The organism is Streptomyces sp. NBC_01016, from assembly GCF_026341035.1.
Lineage (GTDB): Bacteria > Actinomycetota > Actinomycetes > Streptomycetales > Streptomycetaceae > Streptomyces.
The window spans coordinates 3,985,189-4,002,841 of the sequence record NZ_JAPEOQ010000002.1 but is presented as its reverse complement, the minus strand read 5'-3'; the positions used below and the strand labels follow the sequence as shown (position 1 = coordinate 4,002,841).

The 17,653-nt window shown below is 71.4% G+C and carries 17 protein-coding genes; 4 read left to right on the top strand and 13 right to left on the bottom strand.

Annotated features, from left to right (window positions below):
• Nucleotides 1-27: 27 nt before the first annotated feature.
• From ligD to OG746_RS44840, 6 genes are all read right to left on the bottom strand, one after another.
• On the bottom strand, nucleotides 28-1,032 hold the full coding sequence (gene ligD / locus OG746_RS44865) for a non-homologous end-joining DNA ligase (RefSeq protein ID WP_266725320.1): 1,005 nt from the start codon (nucleotides 1,030-1,032) through the stop codon (nucleotides 28-30).
• A gap of 95 nt (nucleotides 1,033-1,127) precedes the next feature.
• Nucleotides 1,128-1,844 carry an MIP family channel protein gene (locus OG746_RS44860; RefSeq protein WP_266725319.1) on the bottom strand — a complete coding sequence of 239 codons (717 nt, stop codon included), beginning with the start codon at nucleotides 1,842-1,844 and terminating at the stop codon, nucleotides 1,128-1,130.
• Nucleotides 1,845-1,961: 117 nt separating this feature from the next.
• Entirely contained in the window at nucleotides 1,962-2,519 is a 558-nt protein-coding gene (locus OG746_RS44855) for a TetR/AcrR family transcriptional regulator (RefSeq protein WP_266725318.1), read from the bottom strand.
• Nucleotides 2,516-4,024: an MFS transporter gene (locus tag OG746_RS44850; RefSeq protein WP_266725317.1), complete on the bottom strand. Its 1,509-nt coding sequence runs from the start codon at nucleotides 4,022-4,024 to the stop codon at nucleotides 2,516-2,518. The genes OG746_RS44855 and OG746_RS44850 overlap by 4 nt, the downstream gene beginning before the upstream one ends.
• A 59-nt stretch (nucleotides 4,025-4,083) precedes the next feature.
• Nucleotides 4,084-5,160 carry a sensor histidine kinase gene (locus tag OG746_RS44845; protein ID WP_266725798.1) on the bottom strand — a complete coding sequence of 359 codons (1,077 nt, stop codon included), beginning with the start codon at nucleotides 5,158-5,160 and terminating at the stop codon, nucleotides 4,084-4,086.
• Between the two features lie 4 nt (nucleotides 5,161-5,164).
• The gene (locus OG746_RS44840) at nucleotides 5,165-5,854 is read right to left on the bottom strand and encodes a response regulator transcription factor (RefSeq protein WP_266725315.1); all 690 of its coding nucleotides are present in this window, start codon (nucleotides 5,852-5,854) and stop codon (nucleotides 5,165-5,167) included.
• Between the two features lie 87 nt (nucleotides 5,855-5,941).
• Between OG746_RS44840 and OG746_RS44835 the strand changes: the two genes are divergently transcribed.
• Entirely contained in the window at nucleotides 5,942-6,604 is a 663-nt protein-coding gene (locus tag OG746_RS44835; RefSeq protein ID WP_266725313.1) for a M15 family metallopeptidase, read from the top strand.
• A gap of 20 nt (nucleotides 6,605-6,624) precedes the next feature.
• Nucleotides 6,625-7,647: an endonuclease/exonuclease/phosphatase family protein gene (locus OG746_RS44830; protein WP_266725797.1), complete on the top strand. Its 1,023-nt coding sequence runs from the start codon at nucleotides 6,625-6,627 to the stop codon at nucleotides 7,645-7,647.
• Between the two features lie 161 nt (nucleotides 7,648-7,808).
• Here OG746_RS44830 and OG746_RS44825 read toward each other — a convergent pair whose 3' ends face one another.
• The 4 genes from OG746_RS44825 to OG746_RS44810 form a co-directional block, all read right to left on the bottom strand.
• Nucleotides 7,809-8,891 (bottom strand): tartrate dehydrogenase, encoded by a 1,083-nt coding sequence (locus tag OG746_RS44825; RefSeq protein ID WP_266725311.1) that lies wholly within the window; start codon nucleotides 8,889-8,891, stop codon nucleotides 7,809-7,811.
• A gap of 175 nt (nucleotides 8,892-9,066) precedes the next feature.
• Nucleotides 9,067-9,972 (bottom strand): LysR family transcriptional regulator, encoded by a 906-nt coding sequence (locus OG746_RS44820; RefSeq protein ID WP_266725310.1) that lies wholly within the window; start codon nucleotides 9,970-9,972, stop codon nucleotides 9,067-9,069.
• A 90-nt stretch (nucleotides 9,973-10,062) separates the two neighbouring features.
• Entirely contained in the window at nucleotides 10,063-11,451 is a 1,389-nt protein-coding gene (locus tag OG746_RS44815) for a C4-dicarboxylate transporter DctA (RefSeq protein ID WP_266725309.1), read from the bottom strand.
• 177 nt (nucleotides 11,452-11,628) lie between these two features.
• The gene (locus OG746_RS44810; protein ID WP_266725308.1) at nucleotides 11,629-12,210 is read right to left on the bottom strand and encodes a helix-turn-helix domain-containing protein; all 582 of its coding nucleotides are present in this window, start codon (nucleotides 12,208-12,210) and stop codon (nucleotides 11,629-11,631) included.
• A gap of 133 nt (nucleotides 12,211-12,343) precedes the next feature.
• Between OG746_RS44810 and OG746_RS44805 the strand changes: the two genes are divergently transcribed.
• Complete coding sequence (locus OG746_RS44805) at nucleotides 12,344-13,180, top strand: EamA family transporter (RefSeq protein WP_266725306.1); 837 nt, start codon at nucleotides 12,344-12,346, stop codon at nucleotides 13,178-13,180.
• A gap of 51 nt (nucleotides 13,181-13,231) precedes the next feature.
• Nucleotides 13,232-13,933, top strand: a complete 702-nt coding sequence (locus OG746_RS44800; RefSeq protein ID WP_266725304.1) for a B3/B4 domain-containing protein — start codon at nucleotides 13,232-13,234, stop codon at nucleotides 13,931-13,933.
• Here the strand turns inward: OG746_RS44800 and OG746_RS44795 are convergent.
• The 3 genes from OG746_RS44795 to OG746_RS44785 form a co-directional block, all read right to left on the bottom strand.
• A complete protein-coding gene (locus OG746_RS44795) occupies nucleotides 13,921-14,853 on the bottom strand; it encodes a formylglycine-generating enzyme family protein (protein WP_266725302.1) in 933 nt (310 codons plus the stop codon). The genes OG746_RS44800 and OG746_RS44795 overlap by 13 nt on opposite strands.
• Nucleotides 14,853-16,328 carry a sulfatase family protein gene (locus OG746_RS44790; protein WP_266725796.1) on the bottom strand — a complete coding sequence of 492 codons (1,476 nt, stop codon included), beginning with the start codon at nucleotides 16,326-16,328 and terminating at the stop codon, nucleotides 14,853-14,855. The genes OG746_RS44795 and OG746_RS44790 overlap by 1 nt, the downstream gene beginning before the upstream one ends.
• Before the next feature lie 63 nt (nucleotides 16,329-16,391).
• Nucleotides 16,392-17,573 (bottom strand): ROK family transcriptional regulator, encoded by a 1,182-nt coding sequence (locus tag OG746_RS44785; protein ID WP_266725300.1) that lies wholly within the window; start codon nucleotides 17,571-17,573, stop codon nucleotides 16,392-16,394.
• Between the last annotated feature and the right edge of the window lie 80 nt (nucleotides 17,574-17,653).

The following is a 17,653-nucleotide window of genomic DNA, read 5'->3' as shown; positions in this document are numbered from 1 at the left end:
ACCACACCTTCTTGTCGTCGACCCTGGTCACGTGTGCTCCCTGACGACGTCGGTCGGATCCTTGTCGTCCCGCAGCCCCTGGTAGCGGGGGTGGCGCAGCATGCCGTCGCGGGTCCATTCGGAGAACTCGATCTGCGCGACGAGCCGTGGCCGCGCCCAGTGCGCGGTGCGCTCGGCGACGCGGTCGGTGAACGGCGAGCGGGACTGCTGGAGTTCGTCGAGTTGTGCGCGCAGGGCGCGGAGGGTGCGCCGGTCGAAGCCGGTGCCGACCTTGCCCGCGTAGCGCAGCCGGTCGCCCTCGTAGTAGCCGATCAGCAACGCGCCGATGCCCTCCCTGCTGCCGGTGGGTTCGGTGAAGCCGCCGACCACGAACTCCTGTCCGTGGGCGCACTTCAGCTTCAGCCAGTCGCCGGAGCGGCGCGGCTGGTACGTGCTGTCGGCCCGCTTGGCGATGAGTCCCTCCCAGCCGCGCTCGCAGGCGTCGGCGAGGAGTTCGGCGCCGCCCTCGTTGCGGTGGGTGCTGAAGCGGAGGGGGTCGGTGAAGGTGAGTGCCTGCCGCAGCAGGGACTTGCGGGTGCGCAGCGGAAGGCGGCGTACGTCCGCGCCGTCGATCCGCAGCAGGTCGAAGACGTAGTACTTCACCGCCACGTTGCTCGCCGCGACGTCCCGGGGTCTGGTCAGCCCCATGCGCTGCTGGAGGCGGGAGAAGTCGGTGCGGCCGTGCTCGTACGCGACGATCTCGCCGTCAATGGTGAAGTCCGCGGCTTCCTGTGCGTCGAGGGCGTCGACGATCTCGGGGTACGTGACGTCGAGGCGGCGGCCCGAGCGGGAGCGGATCGTGGTGCGGCCGTTCTCGCGGACGGCGAGGACGCGGATGCCGTCCAGCTTGCGTTCGAAGATCCAGCCCTTCGCGAACTCGCGGCGGTCGCTGAGCGTCGCGAGCATCGGCGAGGCCGCGAGTTCCACGCCGGGAGCCGCGTCGCCGACGCGCTTCTCCAGTTCGGGCGGGAGCGTGTCGAGGAGGCCGGTCATGTGTCGTCTCGCAGCCGGTCCTTCTCGCTCACGATCGCTCCCTTCGGCCGGGGTCGCCGCTCCTGCTCCCGCTTCCCCGGCCGCCCGTCATCCGCTCAGGCCGCGGACGCCTCGTCGGCGATGGTGCGCTCCTCGCCCGTGGGGTGGGTGAGCTGGTGGACCAGGGCCGCGATCACGCCGCCGACCAGGGGCGCCACGATGAACAGCCAGAGCTGGGAGAGCGCGTCGCCACCGGCGAAGATCGCCGGGCCGAGGCTGCGCGCCGGGTTGACGGACGTACCCGTGAGCGGGATGCCGACCAGGTGGATCACCGCGAGGGCGATACCGATGGGCAGTCCGTCGAAGCCGACCACGGCCACGCGGTGGGTCACGGCGAGCACCACGAACACGAGGAGGAACGTCAGGACGACCTCGGCGAGGAACGCGCCGCCCATGTTGATGTGCACGTCGGAGCGGTCTCCGTAGCCGTTGGAGCCGAAGGCCCCGTCGGTCTTGAGGCCGGGCACCTGCTTGGCGAGCAGGAACAGCAGGGCCGCGCCGACGATGCCGCCGACGAACTGGGCGATCCAGTAGCGGACGGCGGTCGCGACGTCGATGCGGCGGGCACAGAGCATGCCCAGCGTCACGGCCGGGTTGACGTGGCAGCCGGAGATCGGGCCGAGGGCGTAGGCCAGGGCGAGCAGGGTGAAGCCGAAGGCGAGGGCGATGCCGAGGGTGCCGATGAACTGGGCTCCCAGGACCGCTGATCCGACGGCGAAGAACACCAGCAGCAACGTGCCGAGAAATTCTGAAACGAGAGCTCTCGTCTGCATCTCCTGCATCTCCACCACCTCGAAAGTACGGTCAGTTACTTGCGAGGCTCACGCGCCTGGGCGCTCGGCGCAGGGCGAGGCGGTTTGAATACCGCCACTCGGGTGAAAGGTGCCGGGTCAGGCGCCTCCCCACGCCTCCAGGAGTACGTCGACGATCGCGTCGAGGTCGGCGTCCGCCAGGTCGTCGAAGGCGCCGGAGTGGCGGGCGAGGAGCACTCCGGCGACCGAGGCGACCAGGACGTCGGCGCGCAGTCCTGGTTGGTCGCGGCCCTCGCGGGTGAAGCGGGCGCGCAGCGGCTCGACGAGCCGGGCCTGGAGGGCGGCGCGGGCGGCGTCCTGCGCGGCCTGGTCGCTCGAGGACTGGACGGCGACGCGCAGCAGCGGCACCGGGCCGCGGCGCTCCGCGCGTTCGGCGACCTCGCGCAGGCGGGGCTCGGTGAGGAGGTCGTCCGGGGCGGTGTCGCCGTGTTCGGCGCGCAGCACCTCCACGTACAGCAGCGCCTTGCTGCCGAAGTAGCGGGAGATGAGGGCCGCGTCGACGCCGGCCCGTTCGCCGATCTCGCGGATGGTCGTGCGGTCGTAGCCGCGCTCGGAGAACAGTTCGGTCGCCGCCCGCAGCAGCGCCTCGCGGCTGCGGGCGCTGCTGCGGCGCCGGTCGGGGGCCTCGCCGGTCATGTGCGGCTCGGTTCGGTGCGGGCCTCGGCGACCGCGCCCGCCGCGACGACGGAGGGGCGCGGGCGGGCGCCTGCGCGGGTGAGCGCGACGGCGATGACACCCGTGGCGAGGAAGGCGGCGCAGCCGACGAGGCCGGCGTTGCGGTAGCCGTCGTCGGTCGGGAGCACGGCGCCGAGAGGCGTGGATGCCTGCAGGACGACGGCGCTCAGCGCGCTGCCCGTCGAGTAACCGATGTACTTCACGACCTGATTGAAACTCATCGCGCTGCCGGTCTCCGCCGCGGGCACGCCGCCCACGATGAGGCCGGGCGTGACGGCGAAGGTGACGCCCACGCCAAGGCCGGCGAGCGCCATCATCGCGCCGATGCCCCACAGGCTGGAGCGGGCGAGCAGGAAGCAGACGAGCGAGCCGAACGAGAGCAGGCAGCCGAGCGGCAGCATGCGACCGGGCGTCGCGGCCCGGCCCATCGCCCGCACCAGGCGCCCGGTGACGAGGCTGGCGGCGGAGAACGGCACGAGCAGCAGTCCGGTGACGACGATCGACGCGCCGAAGCCGTAGCCGCCGGACTCGGGGGTCTGCACGTACCGGGTCACCAGGGAGATCAGCAGGTACGTGCCGACGCCGCCGACCATGGTGGTCAGGTTGGCGACGAGGACGCCGCGGTCCTTGACGAGGCGGACGCGTACGAGGGGGTGCGTGGAGCGCATCGAGTGGGCGATCCATCCGCCGAGGAGGACCACCGCCGCGACCGCGAGGGCCAACAGGCGAGCGGAGAGCCAGCCCCACCGCTCCCCCTCGGCGAGCGCGAGGAGCAGCGCCGCCATGCCTCCCGCGAGCAGCAGCGCTCCGGGCACGTCCATGGGGGTGCTGGGCCGGTGCGGCGGCTTGGGCACGACGAGGAGGGCGGCGAGGAACGCGGCGGCCGCCGTGGCGAGCGCGAACCAGAATCCGGCGTACATGCCGAGGTACTCCGCGAAGAGCCCGGTGATCGGGTAGCCGAGGCCGATGCCCGCCGCGGTGGTCAGCGACAGCGTCGTCACGGCGCCGCGCGCCTTCTCGGGCGGCAGCGCGTCGCGCGCGGTGGCGATGGCCAGCGGGACGAGGCCCATGCCGACGCCCTGCAGCGCCCGGCCCGCCAGGAGGCAGGCGAATCCGACCGGCAGCGCCGCGAGCAGGCTGCCGACGAAGACGGCGGCGAGCCCGCCGAGGATGACGCGCTTGCGGTGCGGCCCGTCGCCGAGCCGTCCCATGACGGGCGTCGCGATGGCGCCGACCAGCATGGTGACCGTGAGCGCCCACTGCGCGGTGGAGACGGCGACGTGGTCCTCGGCGGCGATGGTGGGGATCAGCGGCGCGCCGAGGCTGCTGACGACGGCGACCAGCATCCCGAGGCTGACCAGCACCGGTACGAGGGCGCGGGGGTGGCGGAGCGGGGCAGGGGTCGGGGCGGGCGTCGGTATGGAGGGCTGCACGTTCATCCCGTTCATGTCATCAAGCGATGTCATCGCATGATGACACGGTGACCTGGGGTTTCCGCCCTTCGAAGCCGCTTCGGTGGTCTACGTCACATGTCGGCCGCGGGAAGTTCCACGGTGACGCGGAGGCCGCCGGAGGGGCGGGGGGTGAGGGTGAGCGTGCCGTCGTGGGCGCGGGTGATGGACTGCGCGATGGCGAGCCCGAGCCCGACACCGGCGTGGTCGCCGCGGATGCGTTCGGTGCCGCGCTGGAAGGGTTCGGTGAGGGTGGCGACGAGCTCCGGGGCCAGGATCTCGCCGGTGTTCTCGACGGTGAGCACCGCCGAGCCGGGGCGGGTGCCGGTGCTGATCCACACGGTGCCCTGCTCGGGCAGGTTGTGGACGATCGCGTTGTGCACGAGGTTCGTGGCGAGTTGCAGCAGCAGCGGCTGCGATCCCGGCGCGTGGGTGATGTCGCCGCGGGTTTCGAGGGTGACGCCGCTCTTCTCCGCGAGCGGGAGGAGCGTTTCGGCGGCTTCCTCCGCCACGAGGGAGAGGTCGACGTCCTCGCTGGTGAAGGTGCGCTGTTCGGCGCGGCTGAGCAGGAGCAGCGCCTCGGTGAGGTCGATCGCGCGGGTGTTGACGGCGCTGAGCCGGTCGATGAGTTCGCCGGTGTCGCGGTGCGGATCGGCGCGGGCCACGTCGAGGAGCGACTTGGAGACGGCGAGCGGGGTGCGCAGCTCGTGGGAGGCGTTGGCCGCGAAGCGGCGCTGTTCGGCGACGTGCGCCTCGAGCTGACCGAGCATCGAGTCGAAGGCGTCGGCGAGGTCGCGGAACTCGTCCTTGCGTCCCCGTAGCCGGATCCGGTGGGAGAGCGTCCCCTTCGCGGCCCGGTGTGTGGCGTCGGTGAGGTGGGACAGCGGGGCGAGCACCCGGCCGGCGAGCAGCCAGCCTCCCAGGAGGCCGAACACCAGCAGGCACGCCATGACGACGGCCGCCCCCGACGCGAAGTTGAGCGCGAGCTCCCTGCGGACCTGGAGTCCGCCGATGCCGGCTTTGACGTCGGGCAGGTCCCTCAGCAGAAAGAACCACACCGATGCGAGCATCAGGACACCGGCGAGCATGAGGAACCCGGCGTAGCTCAGGGTGAGTTTGAGCCGGACGCTGAGCCCGCGCTCCCTGTCCACGGCGCTATCCACGAGCCTCTCCCCCGGTCTCCGGCTGCGCCTCGATGCGGTAGCCGACGCCCGGCACCGTGGCGATGATCCAGGGTTCGCCGAGCCGCTTGCGCAGCGCGGAGACGGTGATGCGGACGGCGTTGGTGAACGGGTCGGCGTGCGCGTCCCACGCGCGTTCCAGGAGTTCCTCGGCGCTGACGACTCCGCCGTCGGCGGCCACGAGGACTTCGAGCACGGCGAACTGCTTCCTGGTCAGCGCGACGAAGCGGCCGTCCCGGTAGACCTCCCTGCGGAACGGGTCGAGGCGCACACCCGCGATCTCCCGAACGGGCGGCCTGTTGTGGGCGCGCCTGCGATCGAGCGCCCGGAGCCTGAGCACGAGTTCCTGGAGCTCGAACGGCTTGGTGAGGTAGTCGTCGGCACCGAGTTCGAACCCGGAGGCCTTGTCGTCGATGCGGTCGGCCGCGGTCAGCATGAGGATCGGCATGCCGCTGCCGGAGGCGACGATGCGTCCCGCGATCTCGTCACCGGAGGGCCCGGGGATGTCGCGGTCGAGGACGGCGATGTCGTACGTGTTGACGCTCAGCAGGTCCCAGGCGGTGTCCCCGTCCCCCGCGATGTCGGCGGCGATCGCCTCCAGGCGCAGCCCGTCGCGCACAGCCTCCGCCAGATACCGCTCGTCCTCGACAATCAGCACACGCATGCCCTTCACGTTACGAGTCGGCGCGTATCGTCGGCGTATCGAAAAGCGCAGACGTTGTGGCAACATCGCGCTGCCTTGACTGGCGGCATGACTCGAAACCCAACGGCCCGTCGGCCGCGTCCACTGCTCCTCGTCATCGGCCTCGTCGTGATCGCGGCGGTGGTCGCCACGGTCCTCGGCCTCCGGTCACCCAGGTCCTCGTCGGCCTCGCCGCCGACGAAGGCCTGGGTAACGCCCTCGTCCACCTCGGCGCCCTCTCCCATGGAATCGCGGGAGCGCGGCGGGCAGAACGCGGTGGGCGAGGCCGACGGCGTGGTCCCCGACGGCGTGACGGTCTTCGACGACACGACCCCGGCCGTCGGCAGGCTCGACCCGGACCTGCTCAAGGCTCTCCGTCAGGCGGCGACAGATGCCTCCGGCGACGGCGTCACGTTCTCCGTGAACAGCGGCTGGCGCTCCCCCGAGTACCAGAACCGGCTGCTCAGGGAGGCGGTCGACAAGTACGGCTCCGAGGCCGAGGCCGCCCAATGGGTGGCCACCGCCGACACCTCACCGCACGTGTCCGGCGACGCGGTCGACCTCGGGCGCTCCGGGGCGACGGCGTGGCTGTCCGAGCACGGCGCCGCGTACGGGCTCTGCCAGATCTACGGCAACGAGCCCTGGCACTACGAACTGCGTACCGAGGCCGTGGATCACGGCTGCCCGGCCCAGTACGCCGACCCCACCGAGGACCCGAGGATGCAGCAGTGACCGACAGCAAGCGTGCACGGATGACCCGGTCGATCCCGGCCCTCTCCCGTGCTCTCCTCCGTGCTCTCTCCCGGCCGGGTCCCTGGAGGCGCGGCCGGGTCATCGCGGTCCTCGCGTTGCTGCTCGGGCTGCTTCTGCTGCTGCACGCGCAGGTCACGGACCGCGGGGGCCTCGGCAGTCTGGTGGACACGTTCCTGCCGTGGTTCGGTCTCTTCGTGCCGGTGCTGCTGGCCGGGGCGCTGTGGCGGCGCTCCGCCACCGCCGTGGTGGCGGTGCTGCTGCCGGCCGTGGTGTGGACGGGCCTCTTCGGCGGCGCACTCGGCGACAAGGCGCACGCGAACGACAGTGACCTCACCGTCGTCAGCCACAACGTCCGCGCCGACAACCGCGATCCGGCGGGGACGGCCCACGATCTGGCCGCCTCCGGCGCCGATGTGCTCGCGCTCGAGGAGATCACGGCGCAGGGCCGCGCCACGTACGAGAAGGAGCTGGCCGAGGCGTATCCGCACCACACGGTGCAGGGGACGGTCGGGCTGTGGAGCAAGCTGCCGTTGTCGGACGTCGAGCCGGTCGACACCGCGATGGACGTCGGACCGCTGGGCGCCACCAAGTCGGCCGCCGAGAAGCTGCCCTCGAACCGGGCGCTGCGCGCCACGGTCACCACGGACCGTGGTCCGGTGGCGGTGTACGTGGCCCACCTGGGCTCCGTACGCGTCATGCCCCGCGGCGGCTTCTGGACGGAGAGCCGGGACCGCAATGCACAGGCCCTCGCCAAGGCCATCGCGGCCGAGGACAGCCAGCGGGTGGTGCTGCTCGGTGACCTCAACGGCAGCACGGACGACCGCGCGTTCGACGGCCTCACCTCGCAGTTGCGGTCGGCCCAGGAGGAGGCGGGCGACGGCTTCGGGTTCAGCTATCCGGCGGACTTCCCGGTGGTACGTATCGACCAGATCCTGGTGCGGGGCGTCACGGCGGACAGCTCCTGGGTGCTGCCCGCGACCGGCAGCGACCACCGGCCGGTGGCGGCCGGGGTCAGCTGGTAGACAACGGCGCGTGCCGGGCCCCACAACGAGCGGGGCCCGGCACATGGGTGGCCGCTTCGGAGCGGCCGTCCCGGCCTGTTGGCGCGACCCGAGGACCGGCCGGGACGGATGGTGTCGCCGCGCGGGGACCGGCGGGGACGGATCGTGACGCCGTGCGGGGGTCAGTTGCCCAGTGCGTCGATCAGCGCCTTGGTGACGTCCTCGGTGGAGGCCGTGCCGCCGACGTCGCGGGTGAGGATTCCCGCTCCGGTGACCGTCTCGATCGCCTTGTTCAGGCGGGCCGCCTGGTCGGGCAGGCCGAAGTGCTCCAGCATCAGCGCCGCGCTGCCCACCGCGCCGATCGGGTTGGCCAGGCCCTGCCCCGCGATGTCGGGGGCCGAGCCGTGCACCGGCTCGAACATGCTCGGGAAGCGCCGCTCGGGGTTGAGGTTGGCGCTGGCCGCGAGGCCGAGGCTGCCGGCGAGCGCGCTGCCGAGGTCGGAGAGGATGTCGGCGTTGAGGTTCGACGCCACCACGACGGACAGGTCCTCGGGCTTCAGCACGAACTTCGCCGACATGGCATCGACCAGCACGCTCTCGGTCTCCACGTCCGGGTACTCGGCGGCCACCCGCTTGAACACGTCGTCCCACAGCACCATCCCGTACTGCTGGGCATTGGACTTGGTGACCGAGGAGACCTTGCGGCGGCTGCGGGTGCGGGCCAGGTCGAAGGCGAAGCGGATGATGCGCTCGCAGCCCACCTCGGTGAACAGCGAGGACTGGACGGCCACTTCGCCGCCGGGGCCGCGCCCGGAGAGGTTGCGGCCGCCCAGACCCGCGTACTCGCCCTCGCTGTTCTCGCGGACGACGACCCAGTCGAGTTCGGTGTCGTCGGCCTTGCGCAGTGGGCTGACCACGCCGGGCAGGAAGTGCACGGGCCGGACGTTGGCCCACTGGTCGAAGTTCTGGCAGATCTTCAGGCGCAGGCCCCACAGGCTGACGTCGTCGGGGACGGTGGGCCAGCCGACCGCGCCGAAGTAGATGGCGTCGAAGTCCTTGAGCCGGTCGAGTCCGTCGTCGGCCATCATCTTGCCCGTACGGGCGTAGTACTCGCAGCCCCAGTCGAACTCCTGCCAGTCGAAGGCGAAGGCCCCTTCGGAGCCGGCGGCGAGGGCGTCGAGGACGGCGCGCCCCGCCGCGACGACCTCGGTGCCGACGCCGTCGGCGGGGATGGCGGCGATGCGGAAGGTGCGGAGTTCGGACACGAGGGCCTCCAGCGGTACGGGAAACGCCCGTGCTCAAGGGGGTGCTCAAGAGCGCCTGGCCGGGCGGCGGTTGGTGTGTTCCCGAGTCAACAGGCCGGTTCGCGGTGCGTCCAAGACATGCTTCCGATGCGACACATAGGCGTGACTGATGGGTCGGACGGCCGGTGCGTGTGCGCTACGTCGACGGGGTTCGCGCGCGGCGTTCGGCCAGCGAGCGGGTCAGCTCCAGGAAGGCGCGCGCCCCGGGTGTCAGGTGCGCGGGCAGGCTGATCATCGCGACGTGCAGATGTGCGGTCGGTACGAGTGAGGCGACCGCGAGTCCGCAGCGGCGGGCGAGCCGGGTCCAGGCAGCGGGCAGCACGGCGACGCCCACGCCGGTGAGCACGAGCGGGAGTATGGACGTGCGGTGGTCGACGACGGCGACGATCTCGGTGTCCCCGCCGCGGGCGGTGATGTCGTCGACGATGCTGCGCATCAGGCTGCCGGTCCGTGAGGCGATCAGCTTGTGCCCGGCCAGGTCCTGGGGGTGCAGCACGGCGCCGTCGGCGAAGGGTCCGTCGGCCGCGCCCACGACGACGAACGGCTGCTCCTCCACCGGCAACATGTCGATGCCGGGCGCGGTCACCGGCTTGTCGGCGCCGAGCAGCCCCAGTTCGCAGGCGCCGCTGCGGACCAGTTCGACGGTCTCCTCGGGGGTGAAGGCGGCGCGGGTGCTGATCGTGACGTCCGGGTGCAGTTGGGCGAACCGGTGGATCAGCGTGGCCATGGGCTCGATGCCGGGTGAGGGCATGGTGGCCACTTCCACGGTGCCGCTGCCGAGACCGGTCAGGGCGGCGGCCCGTTCGCGTACGGCGGCCAGGTCGCGCAGCACGCGGCGGCTCGGCTCCAGGAGTTCGGCGCCCGCCTCGCTCAGGACGACGCCGCGGCCCATCCGGTGGAAGAGCGAGACCCCGAGGTCAGCCTCCAGGTTGGCCATCGCCTGCGACAACGACGGCTGCGCCACGTGGAGCGCGGCGGCGGCCTTGCTGAAGCCGCCGTGCTCCACGATGGCGAGAAAGTACTGCAGTTGCCGCGCGTCCATCCTGCCTCCTCCACCTGCTGCCATAAGGGCAACCTATCGACAGGTCTACACGGCGTTTCCGCGGGGAGGGGCGGGACGGGCGGCCGCGGTTCAGGCCGGTGGGACGGGCGCCGGGACGGCCTTCTGCCGGGGCACCGTCGCGGTCGCGGCCGGCGCCGCGGGCAGCGCCTCGACCTCCTCCCCCGTCAGGACCCGCCGCGCCCGCTCCAGGTCCAGCGCGTTCTCCCAGCGGGCGACGACGAGGGTGGCCACGGCGTTTCCGCAGAAGTTGACCAGGGCCCGGCACTCGGACATGAACTTGTCGATGCCGAAGATCAGCATGATGCCCGCGACGGGCACATGTCCCACGGTCGACAACGTCGCGGTCAGTGCGATGAACCCGCCGCCCGCGACCCCGGCCGCCCCCTTCGAGGTCAGCAACATGACGGCCAGCAGGCCGAGTTGCTGGCCGAGGGAGAGCGTGGTGTCGGTGGCCTGGGCGATGTACAGCGTGGCGAGGGACAGATAGATCGCGGCGCCGTCGAGGTTGAAGCTGTAGCCGGTCGGCACCACCAGGCCGACCGTCGACCGGTCGACGCCCATGAACTGCAGCTTGCGCATCAGCCCCGGCAGCGCGGGCTCGGCCGTCGAGGTGCCGAGGACGAGCAGCAGCTCTTCCTTGAAGTGGCGCAGGAGTTGGAAGAGGTTCAGCTTCACGTACAGGGAGAGCACGGCGCCGAGGACCACGACGACGAACACGATGGACGTGACGTAGAACAGCAGGATCAGCGAGCCGAGGCTGGCCAGTGTGGACAGGCCGAACTTGCCGATCGCGAAGGCCATCGCACCGAAGGCGCCCAACGGGGCCGCCTTCATCACGAACGACAGGACCTTGAAGACCACCTCGGTGAGGCGGTTGACGGACGCGATGATCGGTTCGCCGACCAGGCCGACCATCTTCAGGGCGATCCCGAAGATCACGGCGAGGAAGATGACCTGGAGGATGTCACCTTCGACGAACGCGCCGAAAAAGCTGTCCGGGACGAGATGGGTGAGGAACTCCCACCAGTGCTGGGCCTCGCCCTGCTCGACGTACTGGCTCGCCTCGCCCGAGGTGTGCAGGCCGCCGACGTCCGCGTGCACGCCGTCGCCGAGGGGGAACAGGTTGATGGCGAGGAGCCCGAAGCCGAGCGCCACGATCGTGCCGACCTGGAAGTAGACAAGCGCCTTGACGCCCGTGCGACCCACCTTCTTGAGGTCGGCCACGCCCGCGATGCCGCCGATGATGGTCAGGAAGACGATCGGGCCGATCAGCATCTTCATCGCCGTGACGAAGGTGGTGCCGACCGGTTCCATCGCCGTGCCCAGGTCGGGCCACCGCCAGCCGAGCACGATGCCGACGACGATCGCCACCAACACCTGCACATACAGCTGCCGGTACCACGGTTTGGCCTTCACCTCGGGGGTGGCGCCTGCGGCGGCGTCCGGGGCGTGCGTCATTGCAACCTCCATCCGGGCACGGCTGGGAACTGCGGCACCGGGCCCGTCCGGCGCCGCCCCAACTACCGCGTCAGTGAAGCGGTTTGCGTGCGCGGAGGTCCACGACCAAAAATCGATGCCCCGGATAGGTGGCGCCTATGACCCCGGCGGCGGCCTGTTGACTGCCTCGGCGACAGGTCAGCCCGTTGCCTGCCCCGACGGCAGCTGCACCGTCATGATCAGCCGGCAGGTTTCCTCACCCGCGCCCCGGTAGGTGTGTGCGGCGTCCCCGTCGAAGGTGGCGGTCTGGCCGGCCGCCACGGCATGTTCGGTGCCGTCGACGACGAGGGTCATACGGCCACTGGTGACACTCACCGTCTCGATGACTCCGGCCTGGTGGGGGTGGCTGGGGTACTCCTCGCCCGGTTCGAGGCGCCAGCGCCACACTTCGACCGGGGCCGGGCCCGTGGTCGTCAGCATGAGCCGGGCCTCGCCGCCCCGCTCCCCCGCCCACAGCGGCATGACCTCGTCCGAGGACACGACCCGCACGCGCCCTTCGGTCGGGCCCTCCATCAGGGCCGACACCGAGACACCAAGGGTGTCGGCGAGCCGGACCAGGGTGGCGAAGTTCGGATTGCCCTGCGCCTTCTCCAGGCCGACGAGGGCACCCTTGCTGACCTTGGCGCGGCGGCCGAGCTCGTCCAGGGAGAGGCCCGCGCGGGTGCGGGCCGTCCTGACGTTGTGCGCGAGCGTGCGCAGGGCTGCCTCTGTCTCGGTCACCAGACCACCTTCCGCTTCACCACCGACTGGCCAGTGGAATGTACCGCGCGGTCGTTCGGTTGACACATCACGGTCGGTTCATTGTACGGTTTGGTCGTTCCGCTGAAGCACGAAGATGGCAAGGATGAGGTTCGTGATCGCTCTGCTGCTGGCCCTGGGCAGCTCTCTCGCCTATGGATGCGCCGACTTCCTCGGTGGTCTCGGCGCCCGGAAGGCCCATGTGCTGCGCACCGTGATGGTCGCGGCGCCCGCCAGCCTCGCGGTCGAGCTGCTGCTGTGGCCGTTCCTCGGCGCCTCGTTCAGTTCCGCCACCGTGGGGTGGGGCGTGGCCTCCGGTGTCGCGTCGGCCGCCGCGTTCGCGATGCTCTACAAGACCCTCGCCATCGGGCCCATGAACGTGCTGTCCCCCGTGACGGCACTGGTGTCCGCCGCGTTGCCGGTCACCGTGGGTCTGCTGCAGGGCGAGCACCTCGCCGCGGCGGGGCTCGTCGGGCTGCCGCTCGCGCTCGTCGCCGTGGTCCTGGTCAGTGCCGGGAGCGGCGCGGGCTCGTCCCGTCCCTCGCGCACGGCGCTGTTGCTCGCCTTCGGGGCGGGCGCGGCCATCGCGTTGCAGCTGGTCTGTCTGCACCAGGCGCCGTCGGACAGTGGCGTGGCGCCGCTGATCGTCGGCAGGGCGGTGTCGTCGGCCGTCACGCTGGGCGCGGCCGCCGTGCTGCACCGGCGGCTCGGTGCGGAGAAGCCCGCGTACGGGATCTCGGCGGCCGCGGGTGTGCTCGACTCGATAGCCAACCTGCTGTTCCTGCTGGCCGCGCGCAGCGGGGACCTCACGGTCGTCGCAGTGATCACCGCCCTCTACCCGGCCGGTACGGTGCTGCTCGCGCGCGGTGTGCTGGCTGAGCGGATCCACCGGGGGCAGCTGGTCGGCCTGGGCACGGCCGCCGTCGCCGTCAGCCTCCTCGCCCTCACCTGACCCCTCCGAACCCGTCGCACCCCTCGCACTCCCCCAGATACGGAGCCTCCGATGCCCGCCTTCCGCCTCACCCCCGCCGTCGCCGACGCCTTCCCCGACACCCTGATCGCCGTCGTCACGGCCACCGGTCTGCGCGGGCGCGAGCCCTGGCCGGAGACCGTCACCGCGCTCGGCGACCTGGAGCGCGAGCTCGCCGACGGCTCCTGGCAGCCCGCCGACGAGTCCGACCCCCGCATCGAGGCGTGGCACACCGCGTACCGCTCCTTCGGCACCAACCCGCGCCGCATCCGGCCCAGCGTCGACGCGCTCGGCCGCCGCATGGCGAAGAAGGGCGCGCTGCCGCGCATCAACCCGGCGGTCGACTCCTACAACGTCGTCTCCGTACGGCACGGCCTGCCCGCCGGAGCCTTCGACCTGGACCACGTCACCGGTGACGTGGTGGAGATCCGCTACGCGGACGGAACCGAGGAGTTCACCCCGCTCGGCGAGCCCGACACCGTCGAGAACCCCAAGCCCGGCGAGATCATCTACGCCGACTCCACCGGCGTACTGACCCGGCACTGGAACCACCGCGACGCGCACCGCACCTGTGTCACCGAGGACTCGACCCGCGTCGCGTTCCTCATGGAGACCGTCCGGGCGGACCGGGACGGACATCTGCTGAAGAGCGCGGCCGAGGAACTACGTGACCTGCTCGCCGCGCACGCCGAGCAGGTCACGGTGGAGTACGTCGCCGGGGCTCAGGCCGAGTAGGCCACCCGGAACCCGGTGTTGCCCGACGTGCTGTCCGCCGTGTTGGAGGTGCGGGCGGCCACGCGGTAGCGGTTGCAGTACGAGTGGTGGCAGAGGTACGAGCCGCCGCGCATGACGCGGGTGTTCGGGTCTCCGCCCTGCTCCCACAGGTCGGCGTTCCACTCCCACACGTTGCCGGCGACGTTGTGGAGGCCGTAGCCGTTGGGCTGGAAGGCGTGGACGGGGGCCGTGCCCGCGTAGCCGTCCTCCTCCGTGTTCTTGGTGGGGAAGGTGCCCTGCCAGATGTTGCACATGTGCTCGCCGCCCGGGGTCAGCTCGTCGCCCCAGGCGTAGCGGGCCTGGTCGAGGCCGCCGCGCGCCGCGTACTCCCACTCGGCCTCGGTGGGCAGCCGGCCGCCCGCCCACTTCGCGTAGGCGGCGGCGTCGGACCAGCCGACGTGGGTGACGGGGTGGTCCCAGCGGCCTTCGGGGTCGCTGCCGGGGCCTTCCGGGGTGCGCCAGGTCGCGCCCTCCACCCCGCACCACCACGGGGTGGCGTCGGGGCGCGGCGAGATCTTGCGCAGGTGGCCGGGCAGGAACTTTGCGAACACGTAGCTCCAGCCGAAGCGTTCGGCCTCGGTGCGGTGCCCGGTCGCCTCGACGAACGCGGCGAATCGGGCGGTGGTGACGGCGTACGCGTCGATCGCGAAGGCCTTCACATGTACCTCGCGCACCGGGCCTTCCGCATCCCCGGGGTTCGCGTCGGAGTCCTCGCTGCCCATGCGGAAGGTGCCGCCGGGCAGGTCGACGCGGGTGTCGTAGGCCGGTTCGTCGCGGGGCGTGAGCGTGAGGGTGACCGGTCCCGTGCCGGTGACCTCCGGGCCGCCCTCGCGGGAGGGCGCGCAGCAGGAGGGGGCCGGGTCGGGAGTGCAGCCGCTCATTACGCCACACCCTCCGACTCGAACGCGGACAGCGTCGTGTCGTAGTCGGTCGGCACGTCGTACATCGGTGTCATCCAGTGGTAGAAGTTGTCGCCGCGGTCGCGCAGCAGGTGGTACAGGCGGTGCATCAACTGCGTGCGCACCTCGCGCAGTTCGGGGTGCCCGTAGCGGTTCTGCAACTCGTCAGGGTCGGCTTCGAGGTCGTACAGCTCATTGTGGGACTCGGGGTTCACGACGAGCTTGTAGCGGCGGGTGCGCAGCATGCGCTGAGGGTACGGGAAGTGGTGGCCGTGGTACTCGGCGAGGTGGTGTTCGTCCCACTCGGGGTGCTCGCCGTGAGCCAGAGGCAGCAGGCTGCGGCTGTCGACGGCCGGAGCGGCGTCGGCGCCGGCGAGCTCCAGGATGGTCGCCGTGTAGTCGGTGAGGGAGACGAACTCGTCGCGGACCTGGCCCGCCTCGCCGCCGGGGACGCGGAGCAGTCCGGGGATCCGGTAGATGTCCTCGTACATGGCGGGTCCCTTGTCGTGCAGCCGGTGGGCACCGGTGAACTCGCCGTGGTCGGCGGTGAAGCAGACGGCGGTGCGCTCGTCGAGGCCGAGGTCGCGCACGGCCTGCATGATGCGGCCGATCTGCTCGTCGATGAGTGTCACATAGCCCCAGTAGGCGGATATGAGCTTGCGGCTGTCCTCCAGCGGCATGGTGTCGAACGCCCACAGCTGGCTGTAATTGCTCTGCACCGGCGGCTTGTTCGCGAAGGTCTCGGCCATGGAGGCGGGCAGTTCGACGAGTTCCGGGTCGTACATGTCGAAGTACTCGTTCGGCAGGATGTACGGCAGGTGGGGGCCGAAGAAGTGGGTGGCGAGGAAGAACGGGTTGCCCTCGCCGCCGTTCTCGTCCTTCGCGAACCGTTCGAGCATCTCGATGGTGCGGGTCGCCAGGTAGTACTCGAAGGTGGCTTCGACGGGCTGGTGGAGGCGCGCGGCGAGGAGGTTGCCGGGGCTGCCGTTGGGGGTGGTGCCGCGCATCCGGTCGCTGATCGCGTACTCGGGCAGGCCCCGCTCCTTGAGGTAGTCGAGGTAGTCGGGGTGGTCGACGGGGTTGTGCCAGCCTTCGAGGTTCGGGCCCTCGAAGCCGTAGTCGGCGGCGGTGCGCTTGACGCCGCCGTGCCACTTGCCCATCAGGCCCAGGTTGTAGCCGTCACCCTTGAGCTGCTCGGCGAAGGTGAACTGGCCGTCGGCGAGGTCCTCCAAGTACCCCACGTTTCGCTCGTAGTTGGCGAGCAGCTTGTGCCGGAAGGGGGCGGCACCGGTGAGCAGGCTGGCGCGGGCCGGGGTGCAGATCGCGGTGGGTGTGTAGCAGCTGTCGAAGCGGGTGCCCTCGGCGGCGATCCGGTCGAGGTTCGGGGTGCGCACGTGCGGGTTGCCGTAGGCACCGAGGGTGTCGACCCGGTGCTGGTCGGTCATCAGGAAGAGCATGTTGTGGCGCACGGCGGTGCCTTTCGGATCGTACGAGGGGGGTGGTTCGGTTCAGGACAGGTGCTACGAGGCGTGGGTGGCGGTGTCCACCCGGGGTGCCACCGCCTCCGCCGTCGCGTACCCCGCGAGCAGTGGTGACTCGTGGAAGACGAGGGCGAGCGCGCCGAGCGCTCCGGATCGCTCGCCGAGCGCGGCCGGGACGAGTTCCACGCTGCCGTGGACGCGGGTGGCGGTGTACCGGCGGAAGGCTTCTTCGACGCGTCCGAGGAAGACCGGGCCGAGCTCGGCGACCTCGCCGCCGAGCACGATGCGGCGGGGGTTGGCGGTGCTGGACGCGGCGGCGAGCGCACGTCCGACGGCGAGCGCCGCACGATCGACGACCGCGCGCTCGGTGTCGGCTCCGGCCGCGAACGCCTCCGTGAAGCGTTCCCAGCTGCGCCGCCCGGCCGCCCGCAGCAGCGCGGGCACGGCGGCGACCTGCTCCAGGCAGCCGTGCCCGCCGCACCAGCAGCGCGGCCCTTCGACGTCGACGCTGATGTGTCCGAGTTCGCCCGCCGCGCCGTGCGCGCCGCGGAACAGCAGGCCGCCGGCGACGAGCCCGCCGCCGATGCCGTACGAGAGCGTGAGGTGCAGGGCGTCGCCCGCGCCGCGGGCCGCGCCCCAGATGGCCTCTCCGAGCGCCGCGAGCCGTGTGTTGTTGTCGGCGAGCACCGGCACATCGAGCGCTTCGGAGACGGCGTCGGCGACGGCCTGCCGCCGGTCCGTGGTGTCTCCGGGGCCCGGTGTGCCGATGCCGACACCGCCGAGTCCGGCGAGGTCGATGCCTTCGGTGGCGGCGAGGTCGCGCAGCAACTCCAGGGCGGCGCCCGCCTGTTCGCGGGCTCCGGAGCGTTGGGCGTGGTGGGTGCCGGCGAAGGCGGTGACCTCGTGTGCCGCATTGGCGATCGCGACCGTGATGCGCTCGCGGCCCACCTCGATGCCCACCGCCTGGGCGGAGCGCGGGTTGAGCGTGAGCCGGTGCACCGGGCGGCCGCGGCCGGAGGGCGGGCCCGCGGGTTCCTCGGTCACGACACCGTCGGCGAGCAGCTGCCCGACGATGCCGGAGAGCGTGGTGCGCGAAAGGCCCGTGGCGGTGGCCACATCGGCCCTGCTGCTGGGGCCCTGCCTGCGCAGCACCTGGAGGACCCGCTCCACGTTCCCGTACCGCAACTGGCGCAGCACGGTGGGGTGTTTGACCACTGCCATGGGTCGGATACTCCCCCGCATCGCGCATTTACGTCAAGACTCCCGACAGAAATCAAAACTGCTGGTCCGAACCCTCTTGA

Excerpts from the sequence above, each read along its gene's own strand:
- OG746_RS44800 (WP_266725304.1), top strand. The coding sequence starts at position 13,232 with ATGCCCGCCTTCCGCCTCACCCCCGCCGTCGCCGACGCCTTCCCCGAC.
- OG746_RS44790 (WP_266725796.1), bottom strand. The coding sequence starts at position 16,328 with ATGCTCTTCCTGATGACCGACCAGCACCGGGTCGACACCCTCGGTGCC.
- ligD (WP_266725320.1), bottom strand. The coding sequence starts at position 1,032 with ATGACCGGCCTCCTCGACACGCTCCCGCCCGAACTGGAGAAGCGCGTC.
- OG746_RS44820 (WP_266725310.1), bottom strand. The coding sequence starts at position 9,972 with ATGGACGCGCGGCAACTGCAGTACTTTCTCGCCATCGTGGAGCACGGC.
- OG746_RS44855 (WP_266725318.1), bottom strand. The coding sequence starts at position 2,519 with ATGACCGGCGAGGCCCCCGACCGGCGCCGCAGCAGCGCCCGCAGCCGC.
- OG746_RS44850 (WP_266725317.1), bottom strand. The coding sequence starts at position 4,024 with ATGACATCGCTTGATGACATGAACGGGATGAACGTGCAGCCCTCCATA.
- OG746_RS44835 (WP_266725313.1), top strand. The coding sequence starts at position 5,942 with ATGACTCGAAACCCAACGGCCCGTCGGCCGCGTCCACTGCTCCTCGTC.
- OG746_RS44860 (WP_266725319.1), bottom strand. The coding sequence starts at position 1,844 with ATGCAGACGAGAGCTCTCGTTTCAGAATTTCTCGGCACGTTGCTGCTG.
- OG746_RS44795 (WP_266725302.1), bottom strand. The coding sequence starts at position 14,853 with ATGAGCGGCTGCACTCCCGACCCGGCCCCCTCCTGCTGCGCGCCCTCC.
- OG746_RS44785 (WP_266725300.1), bottom strand. The coding sequence starts at position 17,573 with ATGGCAGTGGTCAAACACCCCACCGTGCTGCGCCAGTTGCGGTACGGG.
- OG746_RS44840 (WP_266725315.1), bottom strand. The coding sequence starts at position 5,854 with ATGCGTGTGCTGATTGTCGAGGACGAGCGGTATCTGGCGGAGGCTGTG.
- OG746_RS44830 (WP_266725797.1), top strand. The coding sequence starts at position 6,625 with ATGACCCGGTCGATCCCGGCCCTCTCCCGTGCTCTCCTCCGTGCTCTC.
- OG746_RS44815 (WP_266725309.1), bottom strand. The coding sequence starts at position 11,451 with ATGACGCACGCCCCGGACGCCGCCGCAGGCGCCACCCCCGAGGTGAAG.